Source organism: Streptomyces sp. NBC_00057, assembly GCF_045041165.1.
Classification (GTDB): Bacteria; Actinomycetota; Actinomycetes; order Streptomycetales; family Streptomycetaceae; genus Streptomyces.
In genome coordinates, this window is the sequence record NZ_CP108256.1 from 2,825,116 (window position 1) to 2,848,863 (window position 23,748).

Genomic DNA, 23,748 nt, shown 5'->3' on the forward strand with positions numbered 1-23,748 from the left:
GGCTCCTTCGACTTCCACGGGAAACGGCCCCGTCGAGGGCCGCCGTTCCAGGGATAGCGCACGCGCGACCGGAACCGGTAGGCCCCGCCGACCTAGTGCTTCGGGTCCCGGGCCCCTCTCGCGAAACAGGGCGGCACGCCCGACGCCGGGCGCGGGGTCCGGCCACGCACCTCGAACTCGCACCACACCACCTTGCCGGGGTTCCGCTCCCCCACCCCCCACTTGTCGGCGAGCGCCGCCACCAGCAGCAGCCCCCGCCCGCCCTCCGCGTCGGGCGCCGCGCCCTCATCGCCGAGGCGCACCTCCCCCTCGCCGCTGTCGTGGACCTCGACACGCAGGAGACCGTCGGTCGGGTCCAGGTAGAGGTGGATGCGGAAACCGCGACCGGGCGGGACGCCGTGCCGCAGGGCGTTGGTGGCGAGTTCGCTCACGCAGAGCAACACGTCGCCGGCACGGGCATCGTACGCCCAGTCGACAAGGGCCTGGCGCACGAACTGTCGTACGAGCGGCACGGAACGGCGTTCCCGGCGGTAGAACGCCTCGCGGAAGTGGGGGAGTTGAGTTGGTTCGTTCACACCGCCAAGGTCACACAACGTCACTACCGTTGATCAGCGCGTCGGCTCGTACAGCGCAGTTGTACGGCTCCTGACGGGTCATCCGGGTTTCGCGACGGGGAGAGGCACTTCATGCACTCGGCGAAGAAGAACAAGCGGATCACGTCCTGGCACCTGATCGGCGCCCAGTTGGCGACGTTCCGCAAGGCGGCCCGGATGACGCAGGCGGCACTGGCCGATCAGTGCTGCGTGGGCGAGGACACGATCGCATCGATCGAGCAGGGGCGCAGGCCGCTGCAGGCCGATTTCGCAGCGCAGCTCGACGACCTGCTGGGCACGAAAGGGGTTTTGCAGGTCGCGGTGTCGAAGGTGCCACAGAAGGAGCGGTTCCCGGCGTTCGTGCAGGACTTCGTGGACTACGAGCAGGAGGCGGTGACGCTGCTCTCGTACCAGAACCAGGTCGTACCGGGGCTGCTCCAGACCGAGGAGTACGCCCGGTTCCTCTTCTCCTGTCTCTATCCGCCTCTCGAAGAGGACGAGCAGGAGGAATGGGTGGCCGCCCGACTGGACCGGCAGAGGCTCCTCGAACGCAGGCCCCGCCCCATGCTCCACTTCCTGCTGGAGGAGAGCATTCTGCGCAGCGAGATCGGGGACCCCACCATGCTGCGTGAGCAGATCCGGCATCTGCGCCGAAGCATGGAACTCCCCTTCCTGGGACTTCAGATCATGCCGATGAAACTGCCGAAGCACGCCGCGCTCGATGGCCCGATGGTGCTGCTGGAAACCCCCGACCACGACCACCTCGCCTACGTGGAGGGGCAGCTGACCAGCTACCTTCACGAAGATCCAGATGACGTCAGCGTGCTCCAGCAGAAATATGGGATGCTGCGTTCGCAGGCGCTTTCCGTCGAGAAGAGCGCGCGCCTACTGGACGAACTGCTTGGAGAGTCATGACCCGCGCAGCACACCCGGCCCCCAGCTCGACCACTCTCGCCTGGTTCAAGTCCAGCTACAGCGGCAGCCAGGGCGGCGACTGCGTCGAAGTAGCCTACGACTGGCGCAAGTCCAGCTACAGCAGCGACCAGGGCGGCGCCTGCGTCGAGGTAGCCGCGCACCCCGCCGCCGTCCACATCCGCGACTCCAAAGTCACCGACGGCCCCGTCCTCACCGTTCCCCCCGCCGCCTGGGCCGCCCTCCTCGGCCTCGGCTTCACAGCCTGAGGGTCGACACCACCGGGATTTCGGCCCCACGTGCGCCGGACCGTTGGGCCTGATCGCCGGCTCGGCGACCTTCGACGAGTCGCAGCTTCCGGTTGTCGTGTCATCGCGAGCCCGCTGATCTCCGGTACGACCGCACCGATCACCGCGTCCAGCACCGCATCCGCGCGCTCCGCATGCCCGCCCGCCTGAATGCGCCCATCCTGGCCATCCCGGCCGGCAGCAGCCTGTATCACCGAGACGCGCCGGTGCGGGCCCTCCCCAAAGAAGGCAGCCACTTCAACCACAAAAATTCCTCACTCTTCAACCTACCAATAGACAAACTCCTCCAGGCTTTGAAAATCGGGGTGAGGGAAATTCATTTGAACCAACTGTTCATCATCATGGATCATGAACATGTCGTACTTCTCAAGTGAATCCAGTGAGCGGAAAACGAATCGCGCGAGCTCCAAGGCGTCACCCCAATTCGGACAATCGGCGCGATAGCGCAGTTCGACATCACAGGGATGTTCAAGGAAGACGGGGAGCACGAACTCGCCGCTTTCCGTCAATTCAGCAACCCAAGCAGTCGCCGCCTCACCTTGGATCGAAAATGATCTAGCACCCGCCTCGCTCCAAGACTCTCGACATTCTCCGTCAATTACTCTTGCGACATCAAGGGATGCCTCCACGTCAAGACCTCCGTCAACGTGCATCCCGGTTTTAAAGTTAATGAAGATATCGAAATCACCGGTTGCCATTAATCTACCTTACCCAACGAAAAATCAGACGATGAGCGTGACGGCAACCTCGGCCGCCGTCACGCTCAAGCTGTGAATTCGGCAAACTGCTCAGTCGCCGTAAACTCGTAGGTCCCAGGCGCCGTAGACCCCGCCATTGAGGTATGCGTACGCCTCGCCTCCGACCGCCCATACCTCACTAAATGTAGCTCCTCCCCTGGAGGAGTTTACCTGCCCGTTCACAGCCCTCTCCACGTCTTCTTGGTAAAGTCCGGTACCTCGCACATCCAGGTATACGTGATCCACATTTTGCCGGCTTGCCTTTTTGAGGCGCGTCTGAACTGCGTTCCGGGACGTGGGCGCCTTGAATTCCGACCGGATCCTGTCCACCCAAGCATCTCCCGCCCCATCGGAATCGTTGCGCGACATGACCTTTTTACCCTTCAAGGCCAGATAGAGGGCAAGCGAATATTCCTTGTCGTCGAACCCTCTCCCATTGTTCTTCTTGTGCATTTCCGGGCTGGCCCAGGATTCGTCGATGCGCCCCACCGCTTTGCGCACATCATTCCACTTAGTCAGCTCGAAAACTTCTTCTACCCCGTTGCATACGCGCTTGTCCCCTCCCCTTCCCATGCAAGCATTGAATACTTGGTCCCCGCCATCATCGATCTCGTCGCGCAGTCCGAACCCTCCACCCAGAATCTGCGCCATCCGATCTTGCTGAAATCGGTCGGACAAATCTTGATTCCCGTACTGAGACTTCTCTACCTCATATGATTCACGACCACCAGAGGGAGCGGTTCCGCTCGTGGATGTACCGCTGGTCTTGCCGGGCGTGGGACTAGGTGCCGTGGCAGCGCCCCCGTCACGCCTGGGCTCGCTGTGGCCTGTGCCGTCGTCGATCCACAGCCCGGTGGGGTCGGCCGAAGTTACCGGGGTGTTGTTGGCGTAGCTGTAGCCATTGAGCGACTGATGCTGGTCAGCGGCAAGCACAGGGTCGACGCTGATGAATTGCCCAACGCTAGGGTCGTATTCGCGAGCGCCGATGTGGGTGAGCCCGGTGGTGGTGTCGGCGGGCTTGCCCAGGAATGCCTTGTCGTCGGGCCAGGTCGTGGACTTCGTTCCGCGGGAGGCGCCGAAGGGGGTGGTGTAGCGCTTGGTGACGTCCTGGGTGGTGGCGTCCACGGCGATGCTGCTGGTGCCGTGGTGGTCGGCGGCGAGGAAGCTGAGCTTGCTGCCTGCAACACCGGCTGTTGCAGTGCGGACCGCGATGGTCTGGCCCGCGGCGCTGTAGTAGCGGGTGCCGGAGACCGTCTTGGTCGCACCCTTGGTGGTGAGGCGTACTTCGGTGGCGCCGAGGTAGAGGACGGTGTCGCCGTCTCCGGTGGCGCGGCGGATGAGGAGTTCGCCGTCGGCGTCGTAGAGGTAGGTGGTGCCCAGGGCGGGCTTGGTGCCGGCTGCTGGTTCGGTGGTGGAGGCCAGTTCGCCTTCGGTGTTCCAGTCCAGGGTCTGGGTGGCTTGGGTTCCGGGGCGGTTGGTGGTGTTGCCCGCCTTGTCGTACGCGTACGTGGCGGCCTTGGCGCCCGTGGTCTTGACGAGCGGGTGGGGCTGGCCGGTCGGCGTCTTGTATCCGTACGTGGTGGTGGCGTCACCCGTGGCCGCGTGGGTTGTCTCGGTGTCGCGCTGGCCGGCGTTGTTGTAGGTATAGCTGGTCCAGTACGGGGCGGCGCCGTCGAGGTTGGCGGTGGTGCGGCCACCGGTTGCGCAGTCGGCGGACTTGGGGGTCCAGGCTTCGGTCAGGCGCCGGTTGGCGTCGTAGGCGAAGCACTGGTTGTCGGCTTTGGTGGTGCCGCCGAGGGTGGTGGGATCGAAGATGGACTGGACGTTGCCTGCTTCGTCCTGGGTGAAGTTGAGGTCCTGCAGCATGTACGGGTGGGTCTGGTCCGTGACGTTGCTGCGGGTGAGTCGGCCGGTGCCTGCCTCGTACGTGTTGTTGATGTAGGTGTTCTTGGCACCCGCACCGAGGGTGAGCTGTTCGGCCTGGCCGAGGGCGGAGTAGGTGACGCCGAGGAGGTAGGTGTTGGTTCCGGAGAGTTCGGTGGTCAGGCCGACGGAGTTGTATTTCGGCTCGACGATCTCCGTGGGGAGTCCGGCGATGCCGGGTTCTTTGGTGTTGTTGACGGCGCCGTCGAGTCGGTAGTCAGTACCGAAGGTGATCTTGTCCTTTACGGCGCCGGAGATGACCAGCGAGTCGTCGGCCGGCAACAGAACGTCGGTGCTCGTGGCCCGGCCGAGGGTGTCGTAGGCCGTGATCTGTTTGGTGTACGCCTTGCCGGTGGTGCCGCCGACGTAGCGGGTGGAAGCGTCGGGCATGCCCTTGAGGAGAGTGTCGTAGCTCCAGTGGGCGAGTTTGTTGGCGTCCGCCTTCGAGGTCTGCCACAGATCGGTCTTGCGGCCGATCTCGTCGTACCCGTACAGCAGTATCGCGTTCCGTGAGTCGGTGGTGAAGTCGATCTGGTCGAGATCGGTGTACTCGGTGCTGGAGGCGCCCTTGTCCGGGTCGGTGGCGCTGGTCTGGCGGCCGAACAGGTCGTAGGTGTAGGTCCACTTGGCTTCGTCGATGCCGGTGATCTGTGACTGCTTGCCGTCGCGGGTGTAGTCGTACTTCACCCGGGTGTAGGCGGTGCCGACGGTGGCGCCGTACGCGGTGTCGTTCGGCTCGGTGCCCGCGTAGGTGCGGGTCTCGGCGGTGCGGCCCAGGGCGTCGGTGATGGTGCGGGTGGCATTGCCGCCCTTGACCGCCGTGGTGGCGGTCGAGTCACCGGTGTAGCTGGTGGTGGTCGACCACCGGTCGTCACCGAACACCGTGAACGTGCTGGTTGCGGGGCGTGCTGCCTCGTCGTACGTGGTCCGGGTCAGGGCCGGGGTGTGGGCGTAGGAGGCACGGGCGTACTTGCCGTCCGGGGCGTTGAGGTTGTCGTAGATGTCGGCGTAGGTCTCGTAGGCGAGGCCGCGTGAGTCGTAGCGGGTGTCGGTTAGGATGCGGCCGCCGAGGGGCGATGCGGTCTGGGTCTGCAGGGGGCGCAGGAGTGCGTCGGTGATGGCGTAGGTGGTCTGGTAGCTCTTGCCGTCGGCCTTGAGGGTGGCGACCGAGGTCCAGGGCTGGCTGCCGCGGGCGAAGTTGTAGTCGTACTTCACCGTCGGGGTGTCGGTGCCCTTGCTGCGGTTGGGGGCCCAGGTGTCGGTGATGCGGCCGAGTGCGTCGTAGCTGTTCTCGGTCTTCTTGACGTTGGCGTCGAGAGTGCTGGTGACCGAACCGCGTGCCGGGTCGACGTAGGTGTACGTCTTGTGGGACTGGCCGTTGGAGGCGAGCTTGGGCGCAGCGACAACGGTGGAGGTGAGCGGGCCGGCCGCTGCGGGGTAGTACGTCGTGGTGGTGGCGTTGCCCTTGGCGTCCGTGACGCTGAGCGGGCGTCCGAGGGTGTCGTACGTGGTCTTGGTGACCGTCTGCCAGCCGCCGTTGAGGGCCGGGGTGCGGTCATTCGTACCGATCGCGGCCGGGTATGCCTTGACTCTGCCGGTCCAGGTGGCGATGCCGCGGGTCGGTGTCTGCGAGGCGGACCAGCCAGTGGCGGCAGCATCGTCGTAGACGACGGCGGCGTCGGAGAGCACGTCTCCGCGCGTCTTGGAGTTCGCCGGAAGGTTCAGTTTGTCGTCGGTGATGACAGCCCCGGCGGAGTCCAGACAGGCAGACCCGACGACACGCGTCCGGGAAACAAGACTCGTGAGGCCCTTGTCAGGGTTGCGCGCATACCAGACTCGAGTGCAGGTTTCGTCTCCAGTCTTGGCCTGGTCGCCGATGGCTTCGGTCTGGGTGACCATGCCATAGGTGTTGTCGTAGGTGTGGGAGGAGTAGCTGCGCCGCCAGGTGCTGCTGATGGGCAGGTAGGTGTAGGTGTAGGTGCGGCCGGTGCGGATGAAGTAGGCCTTGGTGTGGGCGTAGGACCGTTGCTGGCTGGCGGTTTCCTTGCCCCAGATGTTGTTGACCGTCACAGAGACGGGCTCGGTGCCGTTGTAGGTGAGCTCCTGGCGCAGGAACCCTGCGTACTGGTCGTAGTCGGTGGCGTCCGATACGTCCAGGCCTGCCACGTCGATGCCGGGGACGGTGGCGGTGCGGGTTGTGCTGTCCAGGCGTTTGTCGCCGTGCATGCCCTGCATGTACTGACGGACCGTCTTGGACTGCGGGTGCCTGGTGTCACCGGTGTAGGTCGTGACCTTGCGGTAGCCGCGCCAGCTGGACCAGGTGCGCTCGTCCTCGGGCGTGAAGGGGTCGTCGTTGTAGTGCCAGCCGGGGTTCTCGTAGGTATAGGAATTCTCCACGGCCTCGTTCTGGCCGGCTGGATCCGAGGTGGAAACGGAGATGACGTTGTACTTGTGGAACCAGTCCAGTTGCGGGTCGCCGCCGTTGGCGGGCCAGTACACGGGGTAGCAGGACAGGCTGTTGTCGTCCTCGGCCTTGGGCATCTTGCTGCCACGGACGCACTCCGGGCCGGAGAGGGTGACCGTGGTGATGGCGCCGGTCTCGGTGGTGATGGTGTTGATGCGGGGGCGGGTCAGCGGAACGATTTTGTCGGCGTCGGATTCCACGCGGTTTGGCCGCATGTGGTAGTCGAACTCCACCGGCGGCACGGTGATGGTGCCGCCGTTCTTCCCGGTGCGCTGGAGCGTCTTGAGAGTCAGCGTTTTGTCGGACGGGTTGCCGATGTCCGCGCCGTCCAGGAACTGGTAGGTCAGGCTGTAGCTGTCGACCGGCTTGTACGCGTCGGGCTCGGCGGCCGTGGACCAGACGCTCGTGTCGATGCCGGTGAGCATTTTGCGGGTGAAGAACGCGGGCCCGGTGGGCAGGCAGTCGGTCTCGTCGGCTGTGCAGATGGCGTCGAAGGGGACATCGGGCCAGTTCTTTGCGGTGTCCTCGGTCAGGGAGGAGCAGTCCGTGGCGGTGCAGCGTTCCTTGTAGGTGAATTCCACGGTGCCGGAGGGCTTGCCGGTGAACAGTGTGTTGGAGCGCTGTCCGTACTTGATCTCTTCGAGGTAGCCGCCGCGGGTGTAGGCGGCGAGCTTGGTCTTGTCGCCGTTCTTGGCGTAGTGGTTCGTATCCGCCTTGTACCAGTAGGTGGAGGCGTTGCCGTGGATGTCGGTGACGAGGTCGAGGTTCCAGCGCCATGCCTGTGTCTTGGCGCGGCCGGAGAAGTTGGTGTCGGAGGAGTATCCGGGTTCTCCGGCGTCGTCGCCGAAGACGGGTGCGGTCCAGACCGAGTTGGTGCGCTCGGTGCCGGCGCCGTCAAGTTTGTTCAGGCCGAAGGTGTAGGTGGTGCCGTCACCGGTGACGACCTTCCAGTACTCGCCCTTGCCGTCACCCTTGCCGTCGACGATGTTGTCGCCGTCGTCGCCGTTGTCGGCGCCGGTCTCGTGGGTGACCTGGGAGGCGTCGTCGTTCTTCAGGTGCCAGATGCCTTTGGCGTCGTCCTTGACGAGTTCGGTGGCCTTGCCGTTGAGGACGAGGGAGGCGTTCTCGTACTTCCAGCACTGGTCGGACTTGTCGTCCTGGCCGTCGTCCTCGCACGAGCCGTACTTGCGCTCGATGTAGGAGGAGGTGAGATCGAACCCTTCACCGAGCATGGAGCCCTGGTTGTTGGTGTTCGCGGTCCGCCCGTCGGTGCTGCCGGAGTCGTAGGACAGCGAGAGCGAGGGGGCGGGGCCCGCTGCTGCGGGCGGCACGCTGATCGGGTAGGACCAGGTGAACGCCCCGGACGAACCGCCTGCTTCCCAGCTGGAGGAGGCGGTCAGCGGGGTCGCCTTGTAGTCACCGGACCCGGATGCCGGAGCAGCGGCAACCGCCGTCACGGCGAAGACACCCGCTGCTGACGGTCCGCCCTTGGCCGCGGTCGCCTGCGGCACTGCGACCTGTGCGGAGACGGTCTGCTTCGTGGCGTCGTTTCGGGACTGGACGGGCGTCTGCGTACGGCACTTGGCCTTCTGCGGGCTGGTGAGCGCGCAGGCGGGCAGGGATACGAGGCCGAGGCGGGAACCCCAGTGGCCGCCGATCGCATCGGCAAAGGTGGAGTAGTCGACGGTGATACTGGCAGTACCAGGGGATTCAGCTGCGGCGGTGAACACGACGCCGGTGATACCCGCACTGCGGGCCGTCTTCTGGTCGAGCACGTTCACCGTGGCGGTGCCTGCGGCAGCAGCGGCCGGTTTCCCGTTGCGTGCTGAGACCTTCTTGGGACGAGGTGTGGTGACGGAGACGGTGGCCGTCGCGGGCTTGCCGGATATCTTCTGGGTGTTGTGTGAAGCCTTCGGCCAGTGGGCGGCCCGCTCACTGCGTGCCCGGGCGGCCTGCTTGCTGTTGGTTGCCCTGTTCTTTGCCACCCGCTCTCGGGCCTCTTTTGCCCCGAGCGCGGAGATCGTCTTGACCTTGCTCACCCTGGGCGCTGGAACGTCCGGACGTCCCAGCGGATCCGCCGCGACGGCGAGGGGGGTGAGACTTGCTGGAATGGACAGTGCGAGAACCAGCGCTCCGACCAAGGGGATGCGGGTCTTCCTGGTCCCGGTGCCGGGCTGGCGTCTTGCGCCGCGCTTCAGGAACGTGGGGAAGGGTCTGGAAACGAACACGTCTTCTCTCCGGGAAAGAGGCCGGTCACCGGTAGGCGAAAGGCGGCGCTGGGGCGGAGTGGGATGGTGGGACCGCGGGGGCCGGCCGTGATGGCCGGCCCCGTGGCGAGCTGACAGAGCAGCGGGGCGGTGTCAGGTTCCGACGACGTCGTAGACCTGTGTGCCGTCGCTCATTGCTCCCGCCCAGAGGCGGATGTCTCCGATCCGTCCGGGCAGGTAGTTACCCCAAGCTCCGAGGTATCCCTTACCGGCGGAGAGTTCACCGCTGCCGACCTGTGCGGTGTAGGCCATGGCGTCGTCTCCCTGAGAATCCGAGGTGAGATAGAGCTGGATAGTCCTGTCCTGGGCGTTGTAGACACCCGTGAGGCGGACCTCGGAGTCCAGGACGGCTTCTTCCTTACTGACGACCGATGCTCCTGTGCCGTCGGCGGTCAGACGGCCGAAGTTCCACCGGCCGACCGGAACCGTCTTCGTCACGGGATTGCCGTTCTCGTCGAGGACTGGTTCGCCGTTCTCGTCGAGCTCGGGTTCCTGCCGTGTGTCGGTCTTTTCGAACCACAGGCTCCAAGAAGATCCGGTGGCCGTACGCTGACCGAGGATCTGGGCCTTGTATTTGTCCGGCTTCGTCACGATCTCGGCGGCGTCGACGACTGCCTGTGTCGTCACCGTGAATGACCCCAAGTCGTCAACCACCGGGCCCGGCGTGGTTCCGGCACCCGAGGTGCCGTCCAGTACCAGTTCGTCGTCGACCAGCGAGGCGCCCGAGGAGAGAGACAGGGTGCCGTCGTAACCCGGTGCACTGTTGGCCAGCGACGTGCCAGTGGCTTGAGCGGGGTTCCATGAGGCGACGAGTTCCGCGGAAGGCTTTCCGTACGCATCGAGCAGCGTGCTCTCCTGCTTCACCTGTAGCTCGGTCAGTGCCTCCTGCCACGCCGCTACTTCATCGATCACGCCTGGGAAGTAGTCCGTGTATGTGCCCGACCATTGAACGCGGCCGATCTGCAGACGTCCGGTCGACGCCCATGGCGTCGTGAACTGCGTGGTGCCCTGCGGCTCACCGTTGACGTAGAGAGTGATCGTGTTGTCCGTGGCGTTGAAGACACCGGCCAGGTGGGTCCATGCCTTGGGAACGGCCTCAGTCTTGGAGGTGACCCGCTGGTAGGACGATGTTCCGTCGGCGGGTGCGTCGGTGTCGGCCTCGCGGAAGGACCACTTCTTGGTGCTCTGCTCGTAGCCCAGCAGGAACGGGCTGCGGTTCACGCCGTCCTGCCCCATGACGGTGGCGTTGTGTGTGTCTGTGTTCAGGCGGACCCACGCGGCCACCGTGTACGAGGCGCGGGTGTCGATGACGGGGCCGGCGGTTGAGGCGTAGCCGGTGGTGCCGTTGAGGCTGAGGCCGCTGTCCGTGGCCTTGACCGCCGGTGTGGTTTCCGTGGCCGGGGTGATCGTGATTTCGCCGCGGCGCCCTTGGCCGGTTCGGGCGGCGCCGCCGGTCAGGGTGGCGTTGTCCTGGAGTTTGGGGTCGGTGGTGGAGGAATCGACCGCCTCCGCGCCCGTGTCGTGGAAGTTCCATCGTCCGACCGGGCCGTCGCCCTCCTTGACAACGAATTCAACGGAGTTGGCGGCTCCTGGACCGTAGGTGTCCTTCGCTTCCACCTGCAGGGTCATGGTGCCCGAGGTAGGAGGCACCGGTGCGATCGTCACGGTCGCTCCGGGCATGTAGGACGACCACGCGGTGTCGGTGGACAGCTTGTACCGGTAAGCGGTATTGACGTCCCCCGCTGCCGGGCCAAGGGTGAAGGACCCCGCCTGGCCGGGCTTGCCGCCCGGGACACAGTCGTTCGCCGTGCACGGGGTGTACGGGGCAGTCTTGTTGAACGCGATGGTCGGGGGCTTGGGTGCCTTGCTGTCGACCTTGAAGTAGCACCAGCCGGTTGTGGAAGCGTTCGACGGGCCGGACAGCCATTCGGAACCGTAGTACGACCGGGTCCAGGCCCGGTAGCGGTACACCGTGTTCTCTTCCAACGCGGTGGACGGCGACGCGGTGACCTTGACGTTGTCACCGACCGGACTGGACGGCACCAGCATGTCTCCCACCGCCTTCGTCCAGGTCGTGCCGGTCTTCTTGTCCAGAGCCATGACGATCCGCAGGCTGGCCCCTGACTCCCCGCCTGATTCCGTCTGGGCCGTGGCGGTCAGTGCGGGAGTGGGGTCGGTGGCGATCGCCGGGGCAGACTCTGTGGTCGTGCACGTCTGGCTGGATCCCGTGACCAGGCCGATGGCGCTCGGCTTCGCAGGCTTGCCGACGTAATCGACGCTCAGGACCGCGTCGTCGTCGAACCGCTTCCAGGAAACGGTGTCCGACTCGTCCTTCGCCATCAGCATCAGCGTCAGGCGCGAGATCTTCCCGTCGGCGAAGCTCCGGACGGTCGGCGCCAGGTTCTCGTCCGGTTCTGCCGCGTTGTCGTGGAACTTGATCGTTGCGCGCGGCTGGGAAGGATCGCAGTTACTGCCGCGGCCCGCGGACACGTTGCGGTCGCCCATCTGGTCCAGCTTTGTCGGGCCGGGCCACTTCGATGACGGCGAGATGTTGTTCGTGCGCTCCAGATCGACCCACCGCGCGTCACAGGAGAACGACCACGTCTCCGTGACACGGAACGTGGCGTCCAGAATGTGCTTCCCCTTCAGCTTGCCCGGGTCGAACTCGAAGTACATCCGGTTCACATAGCCGTTGCCGCAGTAGTAGGAGATGCCGCCGATCACCGCGGATCCGCACTTGCCGACGCTCATACCGTTGTCGCCGCCGGAGAAGTTCCAGAACACATCGCCGTCCGACGACAGCACGGTGCGCTCCGACTCGTTGAGCTCGATCGACGGGTCGATGTACAGCGGGAAGTCCGCCTCGTCGGTGGCTGCCAGAAGCTCAGGGTCCGGCTCGACCGTCACGGATCTGTCGGTGACCGCCAGGCCGAGGACCGAGGACGCGTCACCCGCGCCCGGTCCGGCCAGCGGGTCACCCTCCTCCGCAGGGCCCGCAGGCACAACCTCGCCCGTATCAGCCTGAGCGGGTCCGGCAAGGTACAGCGAGCGCTGCGCAACCGCGGGGAGGGTGTCGTCGCCCGCCGAGTTCCACATCCGTGCCGCAGGCGACCGGAACACCGGACGGCCGTTGCCGTCCAGGGCGTCCACTCCGCCTCCGGCGCCGGCCTGGACCGTCAAATTCTCTGCGCCGAGCTGGTATTCGATGCGGTCCAGCGCCGGATTCGCCGCAGCCTCGGGGGTCTTCACCTCCAGGACCTGGCGGAAGCCCTCGACCGTCGCGGTGAGGACCAGGTCCACATCGGGCAGCACGTTCTCGTAAACGGCACGTGCGCCATCAAGCCGTGGAGCGGGCAAGGTACCAGGCCACCCCAGCGACACCGACTGCGTGCCCTCAGCGATCGTGACCAGCTTCGCCCCGGCACCGCCCGGCGAGAACGCCAGATCCACGGCCGCGGCCTTCGGACCGACCGAACCGTCGGATTTTTCCACCAACGTCGCATCGGGATCCACCCAGCCACCGCCCTGGGCGGCGACGACCCGCACCGGCGCGATCGACTTCTCCAGCGTGAACGTCGCCCCGTCAGGATTCGCGAACACCGTCTCCCGCTCGGTGCGCTCCTCCACAACCTCTACACGTTCACCCGACGCTGCCGCAGCAGCCGAAGCTCTCGACTCCGGCGATGCTGACTCCCCCACAGCTTCACCAGAGGATGCGGGTAAAGCCACGGCCTGCCAGGTCAGAGCAGGAATCGAACCCGCCACTGTGGCCGCAACAGCCAGCGCGCACACACCGTGACGCACTCGACGCCACACCCCGCCATTCACATGCCCCGCCCCATTACCTACATAGCCTTCACAAAAGTCAGCCAAATATCTGGTCAAGATCGGGATTGGTCAAGAGTGACCTGGGTCACCATCTGGGCAGATTGCGGCAGTGAAGGTGCCGAGTCCGCCAACAGAAACCCGATCACCAAGGGCATGTGAAAACAGACCACAAGGTCCACAAAGTCATGGGAACTCTGGCTCCAGCAGGCTGATTTACTCCCCCAACACGCCCGCACACCGCCGACAGGGCCTTCGCTCCACGCCACACCATGTTCCACAATGCGAACATCGCTCACCCCACGTCGAGATTCGCCTGGAGGTGCGCGCGGGCTCCGCCTGGAGCGACAACCACCGGGACAGGAGCAAGTGGCTGGTGGGCGCTGCCCCGCTGAGACGGGGGATACCACGCAACTCTGTGCAACAGACAGGGAATTCGCAGCTGTGGCTGCACGGACAGAGCTCAGCTAGGTCTCCGGTGCCCAGGTTCCCTCAGACTTGGCATTCGTGATGCTTCGTCAGGGACACGGCGCGGCATACGAGTTGTACCGGCGTTCCGCAGGAGACAGCGCGCCTCGGTCGACCGGGCGCCGCGAACGACGGCAACCCGCGGTGCTTCACGGTAGGTGTGGGGCCTGATCCTGCGGGTGGCGGTCGCCTCCCGCAGGTGGGCGACCGCCACCTCTTGTGCCGAGTGAGCCCGCATGTACGCTGCCCGGCATTCGGCTCCCTCGATGAACGGATCGACCTCGTGCACGTTGTATTCACCGGCCGCGTCATCGAGTGGCGGGGTCCTTCACCGTTCTACTTCGCCGCCGTGCCCGACGAACAGGCCGCTGACATCCGCGAGGTGGCTGCGCTGGCCACGTACGGCTGGGGCGCGGTCCCCGTGGACGCTCGCATCGGCGAGACCGCTTTCACCACGTCGCTCTTCCCCAAGGACGGCAGCTACCTGCTGCCGCTCAAGAACGCGGTCCGCAAGCCGCAGGGACTCTCGGCAGGTGACGAGGTGACCGTGACCATGACCGTCCGCGTGTAGCTGTCGCGTGATGTGGACGTCGGCAGGATCGCGACCGGCCGCCTCGCTCGAACTGCTTGGCAGGCCGGCCCATTTCTACATCCGGACGGCGCCCGCGCCCCGGCTGCTGTGCCCGAGCCCTCTCCTCAGCGCTCCCGCGCGTACGTCACGATCCACGCAGTGGTGAGAACAACTCCGAGAACCCCCACGCCGAAGATGCCGAAGGCCGTCCAGATCCCCTTTCCGTCCACCGCGGAGCGCACCCGCCGGCGAGCCCGCCGACGGCCATGCAGATGCCGAGGACGAACGCCCGTGAACTCCGGGGGCGCAGCCAGTGCCACAAGTTCGGACGGCGGCGACCAGGCGGCGGGCCTGCGGAGTGCTTCACCGGCACCTCACCTTTCCTGGTTCTGCCGGGGCTTGGGCGTGCTTGCCGGTCACACATTCGGATCGACGAGGTGGTGCACCGCGTCGAGGCCCGGCGCGGCCGGCGTGGTGTGAGACAGCGGCACGGGGTACCCCTGTCCGGCGGACAGGGACACCCCGTGCGGGTCGATGCGTGCGGAAGTCAGCAGCCGCCGCAGTTGTAGTACGTCACGTCCCAGTGGTTGCCCTCGTCCGCGTAGACGTTGCCGGAACCCGACTGGTACTGGGGGGCGCCGTCACCGCGCACGCCTATGTAGGTGAAGACGTTGTGGACGTAGTTGGTGAGGCAGGTCGACTTGGCGAAGTCGAGTTTGTAGCCGTTCCAGTGCGAGTACGTGCCACTGGCGTGCCCGGTCTCGGTACCGCCGGTGATGTTCAGCGCGCAGCCCGTGGCGCTCTTGAGGGTCTGGGCGCCCTGGGCGGTGGCCAGGTTGAGCTGGTCGAACGAGGTACAGGTGGCGACGTTGCGGTTGGAGCAGCCACCGGAGGACGACCAGGTGATTCCGGATGAGCTGAAGCGGGCGGTGGCCTGTGCGTGCGTGAGCTTCGTGACGGCGTGGGCCTGGGTGGCACCGCTGCCGAGAACGCCGACGCCGGGGGCGAAGAGGACGCCGAGGACGAGGGCGAGGGCGGTCAGGACGGGGCGCAGTGTCATACGGGACACCATGAGGGACTCCTCCTGCTCATGACAAATAAGGGGCAGGGAGATAGTGCCCGAGTTCTACGCGCGTCCGCCAGAGGACAAAGGGAGCGGATGACGGCAGGCGAGCCGCCCCTCGCAACAATCTGCAGCCCTGATGTTGAACTTTGAACTAGATGGCGCTAAAGTCAATCTCGTTGAAGGTTAAACAACAACTTCGACCGCCACTCGATCACGTCCCCCGAGGAGGAGCCATGGCTCTGTTCAACCGCAAGAACAACAACGCCCCGTCCGCCACCGCCGTCGCCACCGCCCCCGCCGTGGACCCGGCCCTGGCCGCCCTCACCGGCGACTACACGATCGACCCGGCGCACTCCAGCATCGGATTCACCGTGCGTCACGCCATGGTCACCAATGTGCGCGGCTCCTTCGGTGAGCACGAGGGCAGCCTGAAGCTCGACGGTCACAACCCCTCGAACTCCGCCGCCTCGATCGACGTAAAGATCGCCAGCGTCGACACCGGCATCGCCGACCGCGACGGCCACCTGGTCAGCGGCGACTTCTTCGACGCCGAGAAGTTCCCCCTCATGACCTTCCGCTCCACAAGTGCCGAGCAGCTCGGCGGCGACAAGTACCGCATCACCGGCGACCTCACCATCAAGGACGTCACGCGTCCCCTCGCCATCGACCTGGAGTTCAACGGCTCCGCCACCGACGTCTACGGCAACGAGCGCGTCGGCTTCGAGGGCAGCGCGGACATCCTGCGCTCCGACTGGGGCCTGACCTGGAACGCGGCGCTGGAGACCGGCGGCGTGATGGTCAGCGACAAGGTCAAGCTCAACTTCGACATCTCCGCGATCAAGGCCGCAGCACCGCAGGCCTGACGCCTCCCGTTGCACGCCTGAACCCGAGCGCGCCCGCCTTCCTCCTCCCCCGCCCGGGGTCGGAAGGCGGGCGCTCGTCGTCGGCCGGGACCGCGCACTGCCGTGGTCCGACCGGACCATTCCCTTCGTGCGGCCCCTGCGGACCGGCCGGTCACAACCCGTGTCGTCGCTCCCCGAGCACCCGCGCGCAGACTTCGCGCTCCGCCGCCGCCGAGAAGGCCGTACGGCGACGGGCTGCGACCGCCCGGCCGGTCTCTTCGGCGATCAGGTCCGCATTGATCGCCGCGGCAGCCCGCATCCCGGCGTTGGCGGCGCCGATGACCTGCTCCTTGGGGTCCGCGACATTGCCGGCCACCCAGACGCCGGGGGCTTCCGTCGCTCCGGTCGGATCGGCGGCGATGTATGTGCCGATCACCTGACCGCCCATCTCCTGCTCGGCCGCCGCCAGGCCCAGGGTCGTGAGGACGCCCGCGCGGGCGGTGAAGCGGGGCTGGACCACGACGGCCTCGCGCGGGATCACCCGGCCGCCCGCCAGCCGCACGCCGGTGAGCCGGTCGTCCGTCACCTCAAGGCCGGCCGCTTCTCCGTCGACCACGGCTATGCCACGCGCGGCCAGTTGCTCGTATTCCTCCTCGGTCGGCTCGGGCCCGGTGTGGACGAAGAAGGTGATGTCCGCGCTCCACTGGCGCCACAGCAGTGCCTGGTGGACGGCCAGGGGGCTGGTGGCGAGGATGCCGATCGGGCGGGTTGCCACCTCCCAGCCATGGCAGTACGGGCAGTGCAGGACCTCGCGCCCCCACCGCTCGGCCACGCCCGGCACCGGGGGCAGTTCGTCGACGAGGCCGGTGGTCACCAGGAGCCGGCGCGCCACGACAGCAGCCCCGTCCTCCCGTACGACACGGAACCCCTCGTCACCGGGCAGCCGCTCGGCGGCCACCACCGTGCCCTCGACGATCTCACCCCCGTAACCGGTCACCTCGTCACGGCCGGCGGCCAGCAGCTCCGAGGGCGCACCGCCCTCGCGTCCCAGGTAGCTGTGCACGTGCGACGCGGGGGCGTTGCGCGGCCGGCCCGCGTCGATCACCAGCACCGATCGACGCGCCCTGGCCAGCGATACGGCTCCGCTCAGCCCGGCGGCTCCACCGCCGATCACCACCACGTCGTACCGCTGATCCACGTCGTTCATGTCGTTCGTGTCGCTCATGCCGCTCATGAGAAGCACCTCCGTTCACCGGAGAGCGTCCGCGATGGAGCACAGCTTCGGCAAATATCCTTGCCGAAGCGGCAAATTCTTGACCTTGTCACGGCGTGAGGGCCTGGACCGGGTATCGGTCTAGTCGTATCCCTCCTCCTCTCCCCCCGATTCGCCGACCGTCTGCTCCGACCAGATCACCTTGCCCGTCTCGGTGTAGCGGGTGCCCCAGCGTTCGGCGAACTGGGCGACGAGGAACAGTCCCCGGCCGCCCTCGTCCGTCGTCGCCGCGTAGCGCAGATGCGGTGAGGTGTTGCTGGTGTCGGACACCTCGCAGATCAGGTTGCGGTCGTACAGCAGGCGGACCTCGATCGGTCCTGTGCCGTAGCGCACCGCGTTGGTGACCAGTTCGCTCAGGATCAGCTCGGTGGTGAACGCCTCCTCGTCCAGGCCACGCTCGGTGAGCCACTGGGCGACGTTCTTGCGGACCCCGGCGACGGCCGCCGGATCGGTGGCCACGTCCCATTGCGCGACCTGGTTCGGATCGAGCGTGCGGGTGCGGGCCACGAGAAGGGCGACGTCGTCGGTCGGCGGCCCGGACAGCATCGCGTCGAGCACGTCGTCGCAGGTCTCCTCCGGTGTCCGGTCGCGACCGGCGAGAGTGGCGCGCAGCAGCTCCAGGCCGGCGTCGATGTCCCGGTCGCGGCTGTCGACGAGACCGTCCGTGTAGAGGACCAGACGGCTCCCTTCGGGTACGTGGAACTCGGCCGCCTCGAAGGGCATGCCACCGATACCGAGGGGCAGACCGACCGGAACCTCGGGAACTTCGACGCTGCCGTCCGGGAGGACCAGCACGGGCCCGGGGTGGCCTGCCCGGGCCACCGAGCAGTTTCCGGAGACCGCGTCGTAGATCGCGTACAGGCAGCCGGCTCCGGCGATCTCGGCGTCGCCGCCCGCCGCCTCGTCCTGGTCGATCCGGCTGACCAGTTCGTCGAGATGTCCGAGAAGTTCGTCGGGCGCGAAGTCCAGCGCGGAGAAGTTGTGGATGCTGGTGCGCAGCCGCCCCATGGTGGCGGCGGCGTGCAGCCCGTGTCCGACCACATCACCGACAACCAGTGCGAACCGGGCGCCGGACAGCGGGATCACGTCGAACCAGTCGCCGCCCACCTCGGCCCGCGCCGGCAGGTAGCGGTGGGCCACGTCGAGGGCGTTCTGCTCGGGCAGGTCGCGGGGCAGCAGGCTGCGTTGCAGCGTCACGGCCATTTCGTGCTCGTGTGTGTACCTGCGGGCATTGTCCACGCTGACGGCCGCCCGGGCCACCAGTTCCTCGGCGAAGGACTGGTCGTCTTCGTCGAACGGGTCGGGATTGCCCGCGCGCCAGAAGTTGACCAGACCCAGGATGACGCCCCGTGCGTGCAGCGGTACGGAGAGCACCGAGTGGAATCCGTAGTCCAGGATCTTCGTGGCCCGCTCGGGGTCCCAGTGCCGCCATCCCAGCTGCGTGATCACCTCGGACCCCAGCCCGACCTCGTCGATGTTCACGCGCATGGCCCGGGTCCTGGAGGGAACGAATCCGACCAGTCGGCCGATCGAGTACAGGGGCTGGTCCGGGTCCGTGGCGGCGATGGCGGTACGGCGCATGTCCAGCGGGGCACTGTCCGGCGTGGTCGGTTCATCCCCGGGGAGCGCGAGATCGGCGAGGTCGACGCTCGTGAGGTCGGCGAAACCGGGAGTCGCCACATCCGCCAGCTCCTGGGCCGTCCGGCTGACGTCGAGGGTGGTGCCGATCCGGGCACCGGCCTCGTAGAGGAGCAGTAGGCGTTCATGGACGAGTTCGGCCCTGCCCGTGACCTTGCGCAGCTCGGTGGTGTCCCGCAGGGTCGCCACGGTGCTGGGCGGCCCGCCGTCCGCGCCCGCCGGCCGGAGGTTGACGGCCAGCAGCCGGTTGCCGACGCGCAGCACCTCGTCCGTGACCGTCCGGCCGGAGGCGAGCAGTTCCGCGGTCTCCGGGTCCAGTCCGAGGTCCGTCATCGCGCGGCCCTCGGCATCCGGGGGAAGGGCGAGCAGTCTGCGGGCCTCGTCGTTGACCAGCGTCAGCCGGTGGTCGGCCCCGACGATGAGGACGGCCTCGCGGACCGCGTGCAGCACCGCGTCGTGGTGCTCGTACATCCGGGTCATCTCTGCCGGTCCGAGCCCGTGTGTCTGACGGCGCAGCCGTCTGCTCAAGAGCACCGCGCCGCCCACGGTGACCGCGAAGGCGGCGACCGCGACAGCGATGCTGAACGGGATGGACCGGCCGGCCACGGTGTTCACCGACTTGTCGGTGAGCCCGACGGACACCACGCCGGCGACCGAACCGTCGAGCCGCTTGACGGGCACCACCGAGTTGATCGAGGGCCCTTGGCTGCCGGAGAAGCTCTTGGTGAAGCCATGGCCGGCCAGTGCCTCTTCGTACGGGCCGATGAGGTGCTTGCCGATCAGCGCGGGGTTGGGGTGGGTGTAGCGGATGCCCTGGGGGCTGGCCACGACGACGTAATCGACATGTGTCTGTCGACGGACCTGCTCCGCGCGTGGCTGCAGGATGGCGGTGGGATTCTTGCTGTCCAGCGCCGGCAGGATCCCCGGCGAGTGGGCGAATGTCTCGGCCACGCTCTGTGTGCGCAGCCGGGCCTCTTGCAGGCTGTCGCTGCGACCCTGCAGCACCAGCGCGATCGCGCCGCCGGCGATGAGCAGGAGTACGAGCCCGAGCACGAAGCAGAAGACCTGGCCGGCCACGGTACGCAGGCTGAACAGGGACAGCAGTTCGCGGCCCGGGGAACGGTGGGTCATGTCCCGGCCGGGCGGCGCGAGGGTGGCTTGGCCCGAGCGCCCCCCATCGTGCCGATGTGATCGCCGGACGGAGCGTCGCAACCTCGCCCGGAATCGGCCGATACCAGACATAACTTCAGGTCTAGCATGAATCGCACCTGCCCGAGGGATAGCCGGTCAGCGGCTCAGAACCCGCCTCCGTCGAATCCGCCGCCGCCTCCGAGATCGCCGCCGCCGAAACCTCCGCCGTCGAAGCCCGAAGAGTCGAAGTCGGAGCCGGAGAAGTCCCCGCCGTTCCAGTCGCCGCCGGAGCCGAAGTCACCGCCGCCGTACTCCGCCGCGTACGCCGGGCTCGACAGCGCCGAGCCGAGCAGTGTGCCGACCAGCAGGCCGGGGAGCAGACCGCCGCCGAAGTAGCCGCCCGCCCAGGGGCCGTACGCCGGGCCCGCCTCCCAGTACGGGCGGTGGCGGCCGTCGCCCGTGTCGACGGTGCGGCCGAGCGGCTCCTCGCCCTCGCGCAACCGGATCTCGTCCCCCGCGCAGACCGGGACCTCACGGGCCGTTCCGCCGGACGGGGACCACCGGACGTCGGCGACCGAGGGGCCGTGGCGCGGGTCGAAGAAGCACGGCGGGCGGCGGGCGGGCGGTTCAGCGCCTTTGCGGCGGGCCTCCAGGACGGCGAGGGAGAAGCGGCCGTCCTCCAGGGCCTGGGTGACCCCGCGCACGTCGGACGGGTGCTGGGCCTTTGACATGCGGGTTTTGGCGCTCTCGTAGGAGTCGAGTGCCCGCTCGTAGTCGGCGCGCATGCTGTCGTCGGCGCCCCGCTCGGCGGGGTGGAAGTCGAGCCGGTCCAGGGTTTCGCCGTACGCGGTGATGTCCTCGTCCACGACGACCCGGAGCTTGTCGAGTGCGGCCCGCTCCTCGGCCTCCTTGCGCTTCCGGTTGCGCCGGAAGATCGTGTAGGCCGTGCCGCCGCCCAGCACCAGGATCGCGCCGACCGTGATCAGTCCGACGGTGGACGATGATCCGTCGCCGGCAAAGGAGCCGCCCCAGGAGGCGGGGGCGCTGCCCCGGGCCTGCTCGACGGCCCGGTCGACAAAGGCGTTCAGCTGGGTCGCGGCGTCGGTGTCCGTGCCGGGTGTCTTCACGGCGGCGGTGAGGTTCTGGACCGCTCGGGTGGACATCACCCGGGGGTCGGCGCCCGCGTTGAACCCGTTGCCGAGGCGGACCGCGTAGACGCCGGTGATGCCGGTGTCGGTGCGCAGGGTGGTGAGCAGGTTCTGCTCGGGGAATGCCGAGGTCCGCGGCAGCACCGCCACGAACACAGGCTTGTCGGCGTCCTTGATCTTCCTCGACAGGGCGGCCGCCTGGCCCGGGGAGAGCTGGTCGGCGGCGGCCGGATCGACGTACACCGGGCTCCTGCGCAGCGCCTGCGCGACATCATTGATGGTGGATGCACCGACCGCTGTGGGCGCAACGGGTGCCATGGCGAGCACGGCCACCGAGAGAATCAGCAGCAGGCCGGCCAACAAGGTCGGGAACAGCCTGTTCCGCATATATCGAAGCTAACCCAGGTGGGCGGCGCGTGCGCCACCACCCACCTGGGCCTCCTCTTCACGGGACTGCGCGGCCCGGTACGCCTCCTGCAGCTTCGCCACCGCACCGGTGAGGTCGCCGGTGAGCAGCAGATGGTCCGCGTCGGCGAACGGCTTGGACACCGCGGCGGTCAGCTTCCCGCCGGTCTTCTGTTGGTCTGCGGTCCGTCCGGCTTGCCCAGGGTCAGCACGCCGGAGGCGCCGCCCCCTTTGTCGGCAACCGAGTTGGCGGACGAGCAACCGGCGGCCGGCGCTACCACGGCGGTGGCGAGCCAGAGCGCTCTCAGCGAGGCGTGACTCCGTCGCCCGAGCAGGCGGCGGCGCTGGGGGCGACTCTGCGCGCCTGCAACCGGGCCGCCGATTACGCCGCCCGCCTGGATCGCCGGACGGGCTCGCCTTCCGGCCCGTCCGGCGATCGAGGACCAACCGCATTACTCCGTCGGCTCGATCCCGGCCCGTAGCAACCCGTACGTGTAGGCGTCCTCCAGCGCCTGCCAGGACGCCGCGATGACGTTCTCCGCGACGCCGACCGTCGCCCAGTCGCCGTCGCCGTCGCCCGTGGTGATGAGGACTCGGGTGGTGGACTCGGTGCCGGTGCGGCCTTCGAGGATGCGGACCTTGTAGTCGACCAGTTCCAGCTTGGCGAGCTGCGGGTAGATCCGCTCCAGCGCGACACGCAGCGCCCGGTCGAGTGCGTTGACCGGTCCGTTGCCCTCTGCGGTGGCGACGATGCGCTCGCCCTTGGCCCAGAGCTTCACGGTCGCCTCGTTGGCGTGCGTGCCGTCGGGGCGGTCCTCGACGATGGCGCGCCAGGACTCGGTGCGGAAGTAGCGGCGTGCCCGGCCCTCGGCCTCGGCGCGCAGCAGCAGTTCGAAGGAGGCGTCGGCGGCCTCGTACGTGTAGCCCTTGAGCTCGCGCTCCTTGACGCGCTCGACGACCCGGCCGACGAGTTCGCGGTCGCCGCCGAGGTCGATGCCGAGCTCCTTGCCCTTGAGCTCGATGGAGGCGCGGCCCGCCATGTCGGAGACGAGCATCCGCATGGTGTTGCCGACCAGCGCGGGGTCGATGTGCTGGTACAGATCGGGGTCGACCTTGATCGCGGAGGCGTGCAGTCCGGCCTTGTGGGCGAAGGCGGAAACACCCACATAGGGCTGGTGGGTGGAGGGCGTCAGGTTGACGACCTCGGCGATCGCGTGCGACACGCGGGTCATGTCGGCGAGTGCGCCCTCGGGCAGGACGGTCTTGCCGTACTTGAGTTCCAGGGCGGCGACGACGGGGAAGAGGTTGGCGTTGCCGACCCGCTCGCCGTAGCCGTTGGCCGTGCACTGGACGTGGGTGGCGCCCGCGTCGACGGCAGCCAGGGTGTTGGCGACCGCGCAGCCGGTGTCGTCCTGGGCGTGGATGCCGAGCCGGGCGCCGGTGTCGGCGAGAACGGTGGAGACGACGGCCTGGACCTGGGCCGGGAGCATCCCGCCGTTGGTGTCGCAGAGGATGACCACATCGGCGCCGGCCTCGGAGGCGGCGCGGACAACGGCCTTGGCGTACTCGGGGTTGGCGCGGTAGCCGTCGAAGAAGTGCTCGCAGTCGACGAAGACCCGGCGGCCCTGCTCACGGAGGAAGGAGACGGTGTCGCGGACCATCTCCAGGTTCTCTTCGAGGGTGGTGCGCAGGGCGAGTTCCACATGGCGGTCGTGGGACTTGGCGACCAGCGTGATCACGGGGGCACCGGAATCCAGCAGCGCCTTGACCTGGTGGTCCTCGGCGGCCTTGCCACCGGCCCTGCGGGTCGCGCCGAAGGCGACCAGCTCGGCGTTCTTGAACTCGATCTCCTGCTGGGCGCGGGCGAAGAACTCGGTGTCCCGGGGGTTGGCGCCGGGCCAGCCGCCCTCGATGAAGCCCACGCCGAAGTTGTCCAGGTGCCGCGCAATGGTCAGCTTGTCCGCGACCGTCAGGTTGATGCCTTCACGCTGGGCCCCGTCGCGCAGTGTGGTGTCGAAGACATGGAAACTGTCGTCGGTGGCCTTGGCCTTGGTGGTCATGCTGGTAGGACTCCTGTCGGATGAGCGGATCCGGACGATCTGGCTCCACTTGCCCCCATCATCCCGCGCGCCTCGCCCCGGCCGAGGTGAGGGCCGGAAAACGAAAAAACCCCTCGC

14 protein-coding genes are annotated in these 23,748 nt (G+C 67.3%); 4 read left to right on the forward strand and 10 right to left on the reverse strand.

Annotated elements, in window-relative coordinates; translation table 11 throughout:
- Window positions 1–92 precede the first annotated feature (92 nt).
- Window positions 93–575, reverse strand: coding sequence for an ATP-binding protein (locus OG953_RS13090; RefSeq protein ID WP_405684302.1), 483 nt, complete (start codon window positions 573–575; stop codon window positions 93–95).
- 111 nt (window positions 576–686) lie between these two features.
- Here OG953_RS13090 and OG953_RS13095 point away from each other — a divergent pair, with 111 nt between their 5' ends.
- Together OG953_RS13095 and OG953_RS13100 are read left to right on the forward strand one after the other, a co-directional pair.
- Complete coding sequence (locus tag OG953_RS13095) at window positions 687–1,508, forward strand: helix-turn-helix domain-containing protein (RefSeq protein ID WP_405684303.1); 822 nt, start codon at window positions 687–689, stop codon at window positions 1,506–1,508.
- Entirely contained in the window at window positions 1,505–1,774 is a 270-nt protein-coding gene (locus tag OG953_RS13100) for a DUF397 domain-containing protein (protein WP_405684304.1), read from the forward strand. The genes OG953_RS13095 and OG953_RS13100 overlap by 4 nt, the downstream gene beginning before the upstream one ends.
- Before the next feature lie 305 nt (window positions 1,775–2,079).
- On the opposite strand, the gene OG953_RS13105 is transcribed toward OG953_RS13100, so the two are convergent.
- The 3 genes from OG953_RS13105 to OG953_RS13115 all read right to left on the reverse strand — a co-directional run bounded on the left by OG953_RS13105 (window position 2,080) and on the right by OG953_RS13115 (window position 12,831).
- Entirely contained in the window at window positions 2,080–2,511 is a 432-nt protein-coding gene (locus OG953_RS13105; RefSeq protein ID WP_405684305.1) for a hypothetical protein, read from the reverse strand.
- A 90-nt stretch (window positions 2,512–2,601) separates the two neighbouring features.
- Entirely contained in the window at window positions 2,602–8,976 is a 6,375-nt protein-coding gene (locus tag OG953_RS13110) for an RHS repeat-associated core domain-containing protein (protein ID WP_405684306.1), read from the reverse strand.
- A gap of 321 nt (window positions 8,977–9,297) precedes the next feature.
- Complete coding sequence (locus tag OG953_RS13115; protein ID WP_405684307.1) at window positions 9,298–12,831, reverse strand: LamG domain-containing protein; 3,534 nt, start codon at window positions 12,829–12,831, stop codon at window positions 9,298–9,300.
- Between the two features lie 949 nt (window positions 12,832–13,780).
- On the opposite strand from OG953_RS13115, the gene OG953_RS13120 reads away from it, so the two are divergent.
- Window positions 13,781–14,068 carry a DUF1905 domain-containing protein gene (locus OG953_RS13120; RefSeq protein ID WP_405684308.1) on the forward strand — a complete coding sequence of 96 codons (288 nt, stop codon included), beginning with the start codon at window positions 13,781–13,783 and terminating at the stop codon, window positions 14,066–14,068.
- Window positions 14,069–14,615: 547 nt separating this feature from the next.
- Here OG953_RS13120 and OG953_RS13125 read toward each other — a convergent pair.
- Window positions 14,616–15,140 carry a hypothetical protein gene (locus OG953_RS13125; RefSeq protein ID WP_405684310.1) on the reverse strand — a complete coding sequence of 175 codons (525 nt, stop codon included), beginning with the start codon at window positions 15,138–15,140 and terminating at the stop codon, window positions 14,616–14,618.
- Window positions 15,141–15,367: 227 nt separating this feature from the next.
- On the opposite strand from OG953_RS13125, the gene OG953_RS13130 reads away from it, so the two are divergent.
- Complete coding sequence (locus OG953_RS13130; protein ID WP_405684312.1) at window positions 15,368–15,997, forward strand: YceI family protein; 630 nt, start codon at window positions 15,368–15,370, stop codon at window positions 15,995–15,997.
- A gap of 151 nt (window positions 15,998–16,148) precedes the next feature.
- On the opposite strand, the gene OG953_RS13135 is transcribed toward OG953_RS13130, so the two are convergent.
- The 5 genes from OG953_RS13135 to cimA all read right to left on the reverse strand — a co-directional run bounded on the left by OG953_RS13135 (window position 16,149) and on the right by cimA (window position 23,631).
- Window positions 16,149–17,183 (reverse strand): NAD(P)/FAD-dependent oxidoreductase, encoded by a 1,035-nt coding sequence (locus OG953_RS13135; RefSeq protein ID WP_405691799.1) that lies wholly within the window; start codon window positions 17,181–17,183, stop codon window positions 16,149–16,151.
- 147 nt (window positions 17,184–17,330) lie between these two features.
- Window positions 17,331–20,018: a SpoIIE family protein phosphatase gene (locus tag OG953_RS13140; RefSeq protein WP_405684313.1), complete on the reverse strand. Its 2,688-nt coding sequence runs from the start codon at window positions 20,016–20,018 to the stop codon at window positions 17,331–17,333.
- 164 nt (window positions 20,019–20,182) lie between these two features.
- On the reverse strand, window positions 20,183–21,553 hold the full coding sequence (locus tag OG953_RS13145) for a hypothetical protein (protein WP_405684315.1): 1,371 nt from the start codon (window positions 21,551–21,553) through the stop codon (window positions 20,183–20,185).
- A gap of 9 nt (window positions 21,554–21,562) precedes the next feature.
- On the reverse strand, window positions 21,563–21,715 hold the full coding sequence (locus OG953_RS13150; RefSeq protein ID WP_405692456.1) for a hypothetical protein: 153 nt from the start codon (window positions 21,713–21,715) through the stop codon (window positions 21,563–21,565).
- Window positions 21,716–22,023: 308 nt separating this feature from the next.
- Entirely contained in the window at window positions 22,024–23,631 is a 1,608-nt protein-coding gene (gene cimA / locus OG953_RS13155) for a citramalate synthase (RefSeq protein WP_405684317.1), read from the reverse strand.
- Window positions 23,632–23,748 lie beyond the last annotated feature (117 nt).